This window comes from Methylobacterium sp. J-090, from assembly GCF_022829345.1.
Classification (GTDB): Bacteria; Pseudomonadota; Alphaproteobacteria; order Rhizobiales; family Beijerinckiaceae; genus Methylobacterium.
On record NZ_JAKSXV010000006.1, the window covers coordinates 1 to 11,715 of the forward strand.

Consider the following 11,715-nt stretch of genomic DNA (forward strand, 5'->3'; position numbering starts at 1 on the left):
GCCCGCAGGCGTCCGGCCCGGTCCGCCAGGGACTGCGCCCGCAGCCGGGCGAACAGGCCGTCGAGGGCCTCCTCGTCGATCTCGCCGCGATCGAACCGACGGGTGATGGCCAGGGTCACGGCCAGCACGGGGTTGCGGAACTGCCCCCGGACCGGTCGGGCGGAGCCACGCAAGGACCGTTCCGGCCGCGCGGCCGATCACCGTCCCGGTCGCATCGCGGGCCATCCTGGGGTAACGCTGATGGCGGCATGGAAACCACCCTCATCCTGGCCGCGATCGCGGCCTTCACCCTCTCGTGCATCGTGGTGATGACGATGATGGCGCGCGCGCGACGGCCCGAGCTGCGCATGGAGCACGAGGAGGACCTGATGGAGGACGGCGAGGAGACCCTGATGCGCAGCCTGCAACCGCCCCGGATCAGTCCCATCGACCGCTCCGCGCCGATCCTGCCCATCGAGCCGCAGGCGGAGGCCCGGCGTCTTCCCCCCGGCGGCGAGCCCCGATGATCGGTCCTTCGCGCATGCGCCCGCCGTTCCTCGCCCTGGCCGCCCTCCTCGCCGTCTGGACACACGCCGCCTCTGCCCAGGCACCGGCAGGGGACGGGCCGGCGGTGGACGACCCGGCGCCCGCGACGCCCCCGAAGAAGCCGGCGCCCCGGAAGGCGGTCCCGGCCAAGCCGAAGGCGGTCGCGCCGCCGCCCGCCGCCGGCACGCCCGTCACGACACCCGCGGCCCTGCCTCCCGTGCCCGCCGCGCCGCGCCCGGACCTGACCGTCGCCTGCGCCGAGAAGGCCGCTCTCTATGAAGGACCGAAGAATTTTTCCGTCTGGGTGACCCGCACGGGGCTCATCGTGGTCGAGAATCCCCTCCTGCCGCTGACGCCGGACTCGGCGCGGGTGCTGCAGGTCGTCATCGCCGGCAAGGTCGCCACCGCCTACGGGCCGGACCTGTTCGCCCTGCGCCGGGGCGGGGCGCCGGCAGTCCTGGAGGGTGCCAAGGGCGGCACCATCCGCTGGGATGCCACCCCGACGCCCCTGCCCGACACCCTCAACATCGTCTCGGAGGCGGGTCAGCCCCTGGCGCAGCTCGCCTTCCAGGCCTGCGGCGAGGCGCCCGCCGTCAAGGCGGCGCCGGTGGCGAAGTCGAAATCCGACCCCGCCACTGCCAAAAGTGACGCTGGCAAAGGTGACGCCGGCAAAAGCGGCTCCACCAGGACCGCCACGCGCCCGAAGACGTCCAAGCCCCCGTCCGGGCAGACCGAAGCCCCCTCGGGCGTGCGGATGCCAGCCGCCGCCATCGAGCCTTGAGATCAGGACGGAAGCGACCGATGAGCCAGGGACCGACCGCCGCCGAGATCATCGCCCGCCTCGGGCTGGTCCCGCACCCCGAGGGCGGCCATTACCGCGAGACGTTCCGCGATCCCCGCACCGTCGACGGGCGCTCGGTGGGCAGCGCGATCTACTACCTGCTCGACACGGGCGAGGTGTCCGAGTGGCACCGAGTCGATGCCGCCGAGATCTGGCACTGGCACGCCGGCGCCCCCCTGGTGATCACCCAGAGCCCCAACGGCCACGATGCGGCGGCGGCCTATCTCGGTCCCGACCTCGCGCGCGGTCAGCAGCCCCAGATCGTCGTGCCGGCCGGCCATTGGCAGACGGCCACGAGCCTGGGCGCCTGGACGCTCGTCGGCTGCACGGTCTCGCCGGCCTTCGAATTTCCGGGCTTCGAGATGGCCCCACCGGGCTGGCGGCCGACGCCGCGAACATGAAGGGACGGGTCCGGGCGTACCCGGACCCGTTTCAGCACATCAGGCGATGTACTGGCCGCCGTTAATGGTGAGCGTCGAGCCGGTGACGAAGCCCGAATCCTCGGCCGCGAGGTATTCCACCGCGCGGGCGATCTCCTCGGCCTCGCCGAGGCGGCCGACGGGGATCGTCGCGATGATCTTGTTGCGGATGTCCTCGGCCACGGCCATCACCATCTCGGTGGCGACGTAGCCCGGCGCGATCACGTTGACGGTGATGCCCTTGCCGGCGCTCTCCTGGGCCAGCGCCTTGGCGAAGCCGATGACGCCGGCCTTGGCGGCCGAGTAGTTGGTCTGGCCGGCCTGGCCCTTCTGGCCGTTGATCGACGAGATCAGGATGATGCGGCCGAAGTTGCGGCTTCGCATGCCCTCGATCAGCGGACGCGTGCAGGTGAACATCGAGTCGAGGTTGGTCTTGATGACCGCCTGCCACTTCTCGAAGCTCATCTTGTGGAACGCGCCGTCGCGGGTGATGCCGGCGTTGTTCACCAGGATGTCGATGGGGCCGACCTCGGCCTCGATCTGCTTGATGCCGGCCTCGCAGGCGGCGTAGTCGCCGACATCGAACTTGAAGACGGGGATGCCGGTCTCGGCCTTGAAGGCGTTGGCGGCCTCGTCGTTGCCGCCGTAATTGGCGGCGACCTTGTAGCCCTTGGCCTTGAGGCCCTTCGAGATGGCGGCGCCGATGCCGCGCGTTCCGCCCGTGACGAGGGCGACGCGTTCCTGAGCCATGATATCCTCCACTGAATGTTTCTTGTCGGATTTATGAGTGCGCTGTCGCGTGCGGCTTTAGCTGGCGAGGCAGCCGTCGTGCGACCCATTTAAATTTGCGGCGCCATCAAGAATTATGGCGCCGCCCCGCGGTGGTTCAGACCCGCTCGATGCACATGGCGACGCCCATGCCGCCGCCGATGCACAGGGTGGCGAGGCCCTTCTTGGCGTCGCGGCGCTTGAGCTCGTGCAGGAGGGTGACGAGGACGCGGGCACCGGACGCGCCGATGGGGTGACCGATGGCGATGGCGCCGCCGTTGACGTTCACCTTGTCGGTGTCCCAGCCCATATCCTTGTTCACGGCGAGCGCCTGGGCGGCGAAGGCCTCGTTGGCCTCGATCAGGTCGAGGTCGGCCGGCTTCCAGCCGGCCTTGTCCAGGGCCTTGCGCGAGGCCGGTATCGGGCCCGTGCCCATCACCTTCGGGTCGACGCCGGAGGTCGCCCAGGAGACGATGCGGGCGAGCGGCGTGATGCCCCGGCGCTCGGCTTCCGAGGCCGACATCAGCACGATGGCGGCGGCGCCGTCGTTGAGGCCGGACGCGTTGGCGGCCGTCACGGTGCCGTCCTTCGAGAAGGCGGGCTTGAGCTTGGCCATCGCCTCGACGGTGGCGCCGTCACGGATGTACTCGTCGGTGTCGACGATGGTGTCGCCCTTGCGGCCCGGCACGGTGACGGGGCAGATCTCGTCCTTGAAGCGGCCTTCCTTGCGGGCGGCCTCGGCCTTGTTCTGCGACTTCGTCGCGAAGGCGTCCTGCTCCTCGCGGGTCAGCTGGAACGCCTGGGCCACGTTCTCGGCGGTGGTGCCCATATGGTAGCCGTTGAAGGCGTCCCAGAGGCCGTCCTTGATCATGGTGTCGACGAGCTTGACGTCGCCCATCTTCTGGCCGCCGCGCAGGTACTGCGCGTGGGGGCTGAGCGACATGGATTCCTGGCCGCCGGCCACGATCACGGTGGCGTCGCCGTTGGCGATCTGCTGCATGCCGATGGCGACGGTGCGCAGGCCCGAGCCGCAGACCTGGTTGAGGCCCCAGGCCGTGGCCTTCTCGGGGATGCCGGCCTTGATGGCGGCCTGACGGGCCGGGTTCTGCCCGGCGCCGGCGGTGAGCACCTGGCCGAAGATCACCTCGTCCACGTCGTCGGGGGAGACGCCGGCCCGCTCCAGGGCGGCCTTAATCGCCACGGCCCCGAGGTCATGGGCGGGAACGGTGTTGAAGGCGCCGCCGAACGAGCCGACCGCGGTCCGGGCCGCCCCGACGATGACGATATCTTCTGCTGCCATGGTGACGTTCTCCTCATGCCGGCCGGCGCGGCGTTGTCGCTTTCGGGTGAGCGTGCGCGCCTTGTGCCGTAGCTTTCGGATGAAAGCCCACGCCCCCCCGAAGTCAAGGCGCTTTGGAGAGGACGCGCGGACGCTGTCACGCCGCCGCCATGCCGCGTCGGCACGGGGACCGGCATTATTCCGCGTGGACGGCGATCAGATAGGTGTTTTCGTCGGCGGGCGAACGCCTTAAGATGAAGATTGGCGGATCGGGAGCGTTCTCGGCTCCGTGTGCGTCGTCGAAGATCTAGCCGCAAAGATCGAGCGACCTGCATGATCGCGTTGGGAGAGGCCCCCAGAAATGGCGGACAACGGTAAGTCCAACCACACCGTTATCAAGAAGTACGCCAACCGGCGCCTCTACCATACCGGCACCTCGACCTACGTCACCCTCGAGGACCTCGCGACGATGGTCCAGAACGGCGAGGACTTCCTCGTCTACGACGCGCGTTCGGGCGACGACATCACCCGCTCGGTGCTGACGCAGATCATCTTCGAGCAGGAGAACAAGGCCGGGGACGACAACCTGCTGCCGGTCGCCTTCCTGCGCCAGCTCATCCGCTTCTACGGCGACAGCATGCGCACCATGGTGCCGAGCTTCCTCGAATTCTCCATGGCCAATTTCGCCCGGGACCAGGACGGCCTTCGCGAGAAGATGACCCAGAGCTTCGCCCCCACCGTGTTCCAGAACGCCATGGAGGAGCAGGTGCGGGCCAACATGAGCTTCTTCGGCGACGCCATGAAGATGTTCACGACCTTCGGCACGGGTCCGCTCTCCGGCATGGGCTCGCACCCCTCGGCCGCACCGCGCCCGGCGCAGGCCGCCGCGCCGGCTCCCACGGGCACCGACCTCGACGATCTCAAGCGCCAGATGGCCGAGATGCAGTCGCGCCTCGAGGATTTGTCCAAGAAGTAGCGCTCGCCGAGAAGTCGGCCCGGCCCCGGACGAAAGGTTGACGAACCGTTAACGCCGGCCCACCTCTTGCGCATCTCACCCCGGTTCACGCGGGAATGGATGCGATGGGGCGATTGGGAACAGACGGACGTCCGGAAACGGAACAGGTCCCGGCCTACGACCTCGTGGTGATTCCCGGGACGGGCGAAGCCTACGGCGCCCGCCGCTTCGCACCCCTGCGTCCCGATGCGGGATTCCTCATCCAGCTCCTCGTCAGCACCGATCCGGGCCTGCGGTCGGCGCGTTTGGAACGGACCCGGAGTGCCGCGGCCAGCTATGCCGAGGCGGCCCGACGCATCGCCTGACCGAAGCCCCGCCGAGAACCGAAGCCCCAACGAGAAAAGCCGCGCCCGCTTGCGCGGGTCACGGCCTTGTCCGTCATCCGACCCTGGCCGCCGGAGCGACCGGCCTCGTCCGAGGACGAAGCCCGAAGGCTCAGGCCTCGGCCGACTTCACCTTGAGGACCTGACGGCCCCGGTACATGCCGGTCTTCAGGTCGATATGGTGGGGACGGCGCAGCTCGCCCGAATCCTTGTCGGCGACGTAGGTCGGAGCCTTGAGGGCGTCGGCGGACCGGCGCATGCCGCGCCGCGAGGGGGAGGTCTTGCGCTTCGGAACGGCCATGGGATGATCCTGTCGATGGCAAAAAGGGCGCCTCAGGCGATCCCCCTCCGGGAGGACGCCTCGGCACCGTGTTCAAACGGAGATTCGAGGCCGGGCTTATAGCCGCGTGCGCCCGCCCTGGCTAGAGCACCCGCTCGAAAAGTGGAGTCCGCCCTCCGGCCCAGGCCGCGACCGCGGAGCCATGACGAAGGTTTCGGGGCGAAGGTTTCGGATCGTTCGCCCGGCTCCCATCGCGCGAGGTCGCTCACGGATCAAGATGTCGGATCATCCTGGCTCGATCTCATTCGGGATCTGCATTGATGTCGCACCGTTAAGCGGCGGTTCAACCGCACGTCCCTAAGTCTTGGCGCGTTGGCGCGGCACCACGATCGCGCCATCGATCCGGGAGTGTCCCATGCCGTCATCCCTCTTGCGCAGCCTCGCCGTGCTGGCCTGCCTCGCCTCCGTCCCCGCCCTCGCGCAGTCGCCGAGCCCCGCGACCCCCTCGGTGAAGCCCGCTCCGGCCGTACCCGCCCCGTCGAATCCGACGCCGCCGAGCGTTGCGCCGCCGAAAGCGCCGGCCGCGGCCGCGAAACCCGAGACGTCCAAGTCCGAGGCCAAGTCCGAAAAGGCCGCGCTCATCGACCTCAACAGTGCCAGTCCCGCCGAGCTCGACGCCCTGCCGGGCATCGGCGCCGCCCGGGCGGCGGCCATCGTCAAGGGTCGCCCCTACCGCGGCAAGGACGAGCTCGTCTCCAAGAAGGTGATTCCCCAGGGTGTCTACGACGGCATCAAGGACAAGATCATCGCCAAGCAGAAATAGGAATTCCGCGCGCGACGGACCGGTTGTCCGCCGCGCGCTTGTCGGCCGGGGGGCCCGAATGCTACGCGCGGGTTCGCGTCCCGCCCTCTTCCGCAAAGTCTCCCATGGCCCCCCAGCCCCTCGTGCGCGTCCATCGCGGCGACCTGCCCGGCGATTACGTCGCCGGCCCCGCCATCGCCATCGACACCGAGACCCTGGGGCTCAACCCGCACCGGGACCGGCTCTGCGTGGTGCAGGTCTCGCGCGGCGACGGCAGCGCCGACGTGGTGCAGATCATCCCCGGCGGACCCGTGCCCGAAATCCTCGCGCGGGTCATGGGCGATCCAGAAACCGTCAAGATCTTCCATTTCGCCCGGTTCGATCTCGCCGTGCTCTTCAACGCGCTGGGGGTGATGCCAGCGCCGGTCTACTGCACCAAGGTCGCCTCGAAGCTCGCCCGGACCTACACCGACCGCCACGGCCTCAAGGACGTGGTCCGCGAACTCGTCGGCGTCGATCTGTCGAAGCAGCAGCAATCCTCCGACTGGGGGGCCGAGACCCTGAGCCAGGCGCAACTCGATTACGCGGCCTCCGACGTCCTCTACCTCCACGCCGCCCGCACCCGCCTCGACGCGATGCTCGCCCGCGAGGGCCGCACGGAGATGGCCCGGGCCTGCTTCGACTTCCTGCCGACCCGCGCCCGCCTCGATCTCGCCGGCTGGCCCGAGACCGACATTTTCGCGCACACCTGAGGCTATTCTTCGGGGCGTCGTGCGCCCCCGCACATGATCGCGGCGGCGCGCGCCGCCGCCCTTGATGATTTGGCAATCGGGTGGTCATAACTTCGCCATGGCCCGCGCGCATCCGGCGGCATGTTTGGGACGATCATGCACGTGGGTGAGGCCATCCAGACCGAAGCACCGCGCGCCGATGCGCGCCGGACCCGTGCCCACGCGCGGGCGCGCAGCCACAGCACCCGCGTGCGGACCCTACGGCGGATCATCCCCCTCGTCGCCGGCACGGCGGTGCTGGCGCTCGCCGCCGTGATGTTCAATCCCTTCGGCACCACCCTGCCGGGCGTCAGCATCGGCCCCGTGAGCCTGTCGGGCACCAAGGTGAAGATGGAAAGCCCGCGCCTGTCCGGCTTCCGCCAGGGCGAGCGCGGCTACGAGGTCACCGCCACCGCCGCTTTCCAGGACGTGCGCAAGCCGACCCTCATCGAGCTGCAGGCCATGAAGGGCCATCTCAACACCGACGACAAGGGCGGCATCGCCCATCTCGAGGCGGCCTCGGGCCTGTTCGACACGGCGCGCGAATCCCTGAGCCTGGAACAGGATATCCGTATCTGGACCGACAAGGGCGAGGAAATCCGCCTGAAATCGGCCGCCGTCGATTTCAAGGCCGGCACCGTCAAGTCCAACGAGAGCGTCGCGGTGGCGATCCCGAGCGGCACCGTGGTGGCCGACACCCTCGACGTGACCGACAGCGGCCACGTCATCTCGTTCGTCGGCAACGTCCACACGGTGCTGCACGAGCTCGAGAAGCCGGAAAAGTCCGCCAAGCCGGCCCGCGTCCTCACCTCCGCCGCCGAGCCGACCGACGGCGAGACCCGGCCGTGACGGCGGCGCGCGCCCTCGGCCGGGTGATGCTTGCCGCCGGCCTGATCCTCGCGGCCCCGGCCGGCGCGCAGACGCCCGCGCCGGCTCCCAAGAAGGAGAAGGCGGCCGGGCTCGGCAATCTCGGCGGCGGCGGCAAGGAGCCGATCAAGATCGACGCCGACCGCCTCGACGTGTTCGACCGCGAGAACAAGGCGATCTTCGCCGGCAACGTCGTCGCCGTGCAGGGCGACAGCACCATCCGCTGCTCCAGCATGACCGTGCGGTACAAGCGGGCCAAGAAAGACGACAAGGCCAAGGACGATAAGGCCAAGGACGACAAGACCAAGGCGCCCGCCGCCGACACGGCCGACGCCGGCGAAAAGCCCGCCGGCGGGATGGGCGAGAACGGCATCCAGCGCGTGGAATGCGCCGGCCCCGTCACCGTGGTGCAGAAGGACCAGGTCGCGACGGGCGACAGCGCGGTGTTCGACCAGGAGGCCAAGCGCATCGTGCTCACCGGCAACGTCGTGCTGAGCCAGTGCCAGAACGTGACGCGCGGCTCGCGCCTCGTCTACGACATGAACACCGGCCGGGCGAACATGGACCCCGTGGCCGGCGGCCGGGTCTCGGCCCTGTTCGTGCCGCAGAAGGAGGACGGCCCCAAGGCCGGCAAGGGCTGCGCCCAGCCGCCCGCCGCCGCCAAGGCGGTGCCCAAGCCGGAGGCCAAGCCCACAGAGGCCAAGCCCGCCGAGACCAAGCCCGCCGAGGCGAGCAAGCCGCGGGCGCAGGCCAATTGAGCGATACGTCGCCGGTGTCCGCCGCTCCGGTCCGGCCTTCCCTGTTCGGCCGACTGTTCGGCCGGGGGCGCCGCGACGCGACCGCTGCGCGCGAGGCCGCGATTCTCGCCGAGGGCGGCGGTCCGGGCATCCTCCACGTGCGCGGCCTGCGCAAGAGCTACGGCGCCCGCACAGTGGTGCACGAGGCCGGGCTCACGGTCCGCAACGGCGAGGCGGTGGGGCTGCTCGGCCCCAACGGCGCCGGCAAGACCACGATCTTCTACATGATCACCGGCCTGGTTCAGGCCGATCGCGGCTCGATCAGCCTCGACGGCCTGCCGATCACCCACCTGCCCATGTACCAGCGCGCGCGGCTGGGCATCGGCTACCTGCCGCAGGAAGCCTCGATCTTCCGCGGCCTCACGGTGGAGGACAACATCCGCGCCGTGCTCGAAGTCGCCGAGCCCGACCGCAAGGAACGGGCGAGAAAGCTCGAATCCCTGCTGGAGGAATTCGACATCGCGCGCCTGCGCAAATCCCCCTCCATCGCCCTGTCGGGCGGCGAGCGCCGCCGCTGCGAGATCGCCCGGGCGCTGGCCTCGTCCCCGAGCTTCATGCTGCTCGACGAGCCGTTCGCCGGCATCGACCCCATCGCGGTCGGCGACATCCAGGATCTGGTGAAGCACCTGAAGCAGCGCGGCATCGGCGTGCTCATCACCGACCACAACGTCCGCGAGACCCTCGGCCTCATCGACCGGGCCTACATCGCGCATTCGGGCCGCATCCTCACGGAGGGGACGCCCGACGAGATCGTCGCCAACGCCGACGCGCGCCGCCTCTACCTCGGCGAGGATTTTCGGCTTTAGAACGCCGGCTTCCGGGAGAAGCCCTGCGACGCTTACAGAGTCTGCAACGCCTGCAAAGTCTGCGACGCTTATAAAGTCTGCGACGCCCGCGAAAAATTCCGCATCGGGGCGCGATCACCGACGCGCGGGATCCATGCCCGAACGTCGTGAGGGCCGCAGCCTGCGAAAAGGCTTTCGTGACCGCCCCGATGTGACGCTGACACCACGCCGCGACGGCGATCGGTGAGCATGGGCATTTTTTAGGCAGGACCGCCCCGACACGCTTTGACGTCCGGTCGGGTTGGGGCTAAACCTTGGAACAGCAAAAAGAAGCAAGATTAATGCCGATGTTCGGCCCGCGGTGACGCGCGCCGCCGAACGGCGGTGCGACTCGGGGATCGGGACCTTATCATGAGTCTGGTGCAACGGCTGGAAATGCGCCAGGGCCAAGCCCTGGTGATGACGCCTCAGCTCCTGCAGGCGATCAAGCTCCTTCAACTCTCGCATCTCGACCTGACCGCCTACGTCGACGCCGAACTCGAGCGCAATCCGCTCCTCGAGCGCGCCGAGGGCGAGACCGGGGATGAGCGCCCGCCCGGCGAGACCCCGTCCGAATCCTCCGTCGATCGCCACGGCGACGCGGAGGGCGGCGAGGGCGACGGCGGCGACTTCGACGGCGGCGACGAGTCCTGGATCGCCACCACCCTGACGGCGAGCGGCGCCGACATGGAGAGCGCCCTCGACACCCGCCTCGACAATGTGTTCGCCGACGAGAACCCGACCCATGCCCGCGAGGCGGCGTCGGGCGACATGCTGTCCCTGACGCCGGCGCCCTACGGCAACACCGGCGGCTCCTTCGACGGCGAGGCCCCGGATTTTGAGGCGACGCTCACCTCCGAGATGTCCCTGCGCGAGCACCTGGCCGCGCAGCTCGACCTCGCCACCCGCGATCCCGTCGACCGTCTCATCGGCGGCTTCCTCATCGATGCCGTGGACGATGCCGGCTACTTTCGCGAATCCATCGACGAGGTCGCCGAGCGGCTCGGCACGCCCCTCGACACCGTCGCGCGCGTGCTGAAGCTGGTGCAGAGCTTCGAGCCCGCCGGCATCGCCGCCCGCGATCTCGCCGAATGCCTCGCCCTGCAGCTGCGCGACCGCGACCGGTTCGATCCGGCCATGCAGGCCCTGGTCTCGCGCCTCGACCTCGTGGCCAAGCGCGATTTCGCGTCCCTGCGCCGCCTCTGCGGGGTCGACGACGAGGACCTCGTCGACATGCTGGCGGAGCTGCGCCGCCTCGACCCGAAGCCCGGCCGCGCCTTCGGGGCACGGGCCGTCGAGGTGCTGATCCCCGACGTGTTCGTGCGCGCCGCCCCCGACGGGTCGTGGCTGGTGGAGCTCAACGCCGAGGCCCTGCCCCGCGTCCTGGTGAACCAGAGCTACTATGCCCGCGTCTCGCGCGGGGCGGCGGCCGAGGGCGACAAGGCGTTCCTGTCCGAGTGCCTGCAGACGGCGAACTGGCTGACCCGCAGCCTTGAGCAGCGCGCCCGCACCATCCTCAAGGTCGCCTCCGAGATCGTGCGCCAGCAGGACGCGTTCTTCCTGCACGGGGTCGCGCACCTGCGCCCCCTCAACCTGAAGACCGTGGCCGAGGCCATCGGCATGCACGAATCCACCGTCTCGCGGGTCACCTCCAACAAGTCCATCGGCACCAGCCGGGGCACCCTGGAGATGAAGTACTTCTTCACCGCCGCGATTCCCGGCGCCGCCGGCACGGCCTCGCACTCGTCCGAGGCCGTGCGCCACCGCATCAAGCAGCTCGTCGACGGCGAGGCCCGCAGCGACGTGCTCTCCGACGACGCCCTGGTGCAGCGCCTGCGCGACGAGGGCATCGACATCGCCCGCCGCACGGTGGCGAAGTACCGGGAGTCGCTCCGGATTCCGTCCTCCATCGAGCGCAGGCGGGAGCATTTCGCCTACACGCGGTAACGGGCCGGTTCCGTCCCACAAGAGCTGTCGGATTCACACATCCACGCAGCAGTCGTTTCAAAGGCCCTCATGTGCCGGCGTAAGGCGCGACAGGCCCCCTCTCCTGGAAGGAGAGGGTTGGGGTGAGGTGTGCGAACTCTCCGGAAAAATCACACACCTCACCCTGTCCCTCTCCTTTCAGGAGAGGGGACCCGCGCTGCCCGCGAGATGTGTGAAGGCGGGGCGCAGTGGGGAGAGATGCGCTCAGCCGATGCGATT

14 protein-coding genes are annotated in these 11,715 nt (G+C 69.4%); 11 read left to right on the forward strand and 3 right to left on the reverse strand.

Annotated features, from left to right (window positions below; translation table 11 throughout):
• Nucleotides 1–248: 248 nt before the first annotated feature.
• From MKK49_RS00335 to MKK49_RS00345, 3 genes are read left to right on the forward strand one after another with little or no spacing between them, the layout of a single operon-like run.
• Nucleotides 249–506, forward strand: coding sequence for a hypothetical protein (locus tag MKK49_RS00335; protein ID WP_244026011.1), 258 nt, complete (start codon nucleotides 249–251; stop codon nucleotides 504–506).
• Complete coding sequence (locus tag MKK49_RS00340; protein WP_244026012.1) at nucleotides 503–1,306, forward strand: hypothetical protein; 804 nt, start codon at nucleotides 503–505, stop codon at nucleotides 1,304–1,306. Before MKK49_RS00335 ends, MKK49_RS00340 begins: the two co-directional genes overlap by 4 nt.
• A 20-nt stretch (nucleotides 1,307–1,326) precedes the next feature.
• Nucleotides 1,327–1,767, forward strand: a complete 441-nt coding sequence (locus tag MKK49_RS00345) for a cupin domain-containing protein (RefSeq protein ID WP_244026014.1) — start codon at nucleotides 1,327–1,329, stop codon at nucleotides 1,765–1,767.
• A 39-nt stretch (nucleotides 1,768–1,806) separates the two neighbouring features.
• On the opposite strand, the gene phbB is transcribed toward MKK49_RS00345, so the two are convergent.
• Nucleotides 1,807–2,535 (reverse strand): acetoacetyl-CoA reductase, encoded by a 729-nt coding sequence (gene phbB / locus MKK49_RS00350; protein WP_244026016.1) that lies wholly within the window; start codon nucleotides 2,533–2,535, stop codon nucleotides 1,807–1,809.
• Between the two features lie 136 nt (nucleotides 2,536–2,671).
• Nucleotides 2,672–3,853, reverse strand: coding sequence for an acetyl-CoA C-acetyltransferase (locus MKK49_RS00355; RefSeq protein ID WP_244026018.1), 1,182 nt, complete (start codon nucleotides 3,851–3,853; stop codon nucleotides 2,672–2,674).
• Between the two features lie 340 nt (nucleotides 3,854–4,193).
• On the opposite strand from MKK49_RS00355, the gene phaR reads away from it, so the two are divergent.
• Both phaR and MKK49_RS00365 read left to right on the forward strand, forming a co-directional pair.
• A complete protein-coding gene (phaR, locus tag MKK49_RS00360) occupies nucleotides 4,194–4,808 on the forward strand; it encodes a polyhydroxyalkanoate synthesis repressor PhaR (RefSeq protein ID WP_244026019.1) in 615 nt (204 codons plus the stop codon).
• Between the two features lie 113 nt (nucleotides 4,809–4,921).
• Nucleotides 4,922–5,152: a hypothetical protein gene (locus MKK49_RS00365; RefSeq protein WP_244026020.1), complete on the forward strand. Its 231-nt coding sequence runs from the start codon at nucleotides 4,922–4,924 to the stop codon at nucleotides 5,150–5,152.
• A gap of 130 nt (nucleotides 5,153–5,282) precedes the next feature.
• On the opposite strand, the gene rpmF is transcribed toward MKK49_RS00365, so the two are convergent.
• Entirely contained in the window at nucleotides 5,283–5,471 is a 189-nt protein-coding gene (gene rpmF, locus MKK49_RS00370) for a 50S ribosomal protein L32 (protein WP_018046018.1), read from the reverse strand.
• Nucleotides 5,472–5,865: 394 nt separating this feature from the next.
• On the opposite strand from rpmF, the gene MKK49_RS00375 reads away from it, so the two are divergent.
• The 6 genes from MKK49_RS00375 (at nucleotide 5,866) to rpoN (ending at nucleotide 11,457) form a co-directional block, all read left to right on the forward strand.
• The gene (locus tag MKK49_RS00375) at nucleotides 5,866–6,273 is read left to right on the forward strand and encodes a ComEA family DNA-binding protein (protein WP_244026021.1); all 408 of its coding nucleotides are present in this window, start codon (nucleotides 5,866–5,868) and stop codon (nucleotides 6,271–6,273) included.
• Between the two features lie 104 nt (nucleotides 6,274–6,377).
• Nucleotides 6,378–7,004 (forward strand): ribonuclease D, encoded by a 627-nt coding sequence (locus MKK49_RS00380; protein ID WP_244026022.1) that lies wholly within the window; start codon nucleotides 6,378–6,380, stop codon nucleotides 7,002–7,004.
• 135 nt (nucleotides 7,005–7,139) lie between these two features.
• The gene (locus MKK49_RS00385; protein WP_244026023.1) at nucleotides 7,140–7,871 is read left to right on the forward strand and encodes a lipopolysaccharide-assembly, LptC-related protein; all 732 of its coding nucleotides are present in this window, start codon (nucleotides 7,140–7,142) and stop codon (nucleotides 7,869–7,871) included.
• 26 nt (nucleotides 7,872–7,897) lie between these two features.
• The gene (locus MKK49_RS00390) at nucleotides 7,898–8,647 is read left to right on the forward strand and encodes an LptA/OstA family protein (protein ID WP_244026047.1); all 750 of its coding nucleotides are present in this window, start codon (nucleotides 7,898–7,900) and stop codon (nucleotides 8,645–8,647) included.
• Nucleotides 8,644–9,492: an LPS export ABC transporter ATP-binding protein gene (gene lptB, locus MKK49_RS00395; protein WP_409564996.1), complete on the forward strand. Its 849-nt coding sequence runs from the start codon at nucleotides 8,644–8,646 to the stop codon at nucleotides 9,490–9,492. The genes MKK49_RS00390 and lptB overlap by 4 nt, the downstream gene beginning before the upstream one ends.
• A gap of 390 nt (nucleotides 9,493–9,882) precedes the next feature.
• Complete coding sequence (gene rpoN, locus MKK49_RS00400) at nucleotides 9,883–11,457, forward strand: RNA polymerase factor sigma-54 (RefSeq protein ID WP_244026025.1); 1,575 nt, start codon at nucleotides 9,883–9,885, stop codon at nucleotides 11,455–11,457.
• The last annotated feature ends 258 nt before the right edge of the window (nucleotides 11,458–11,715 follow it).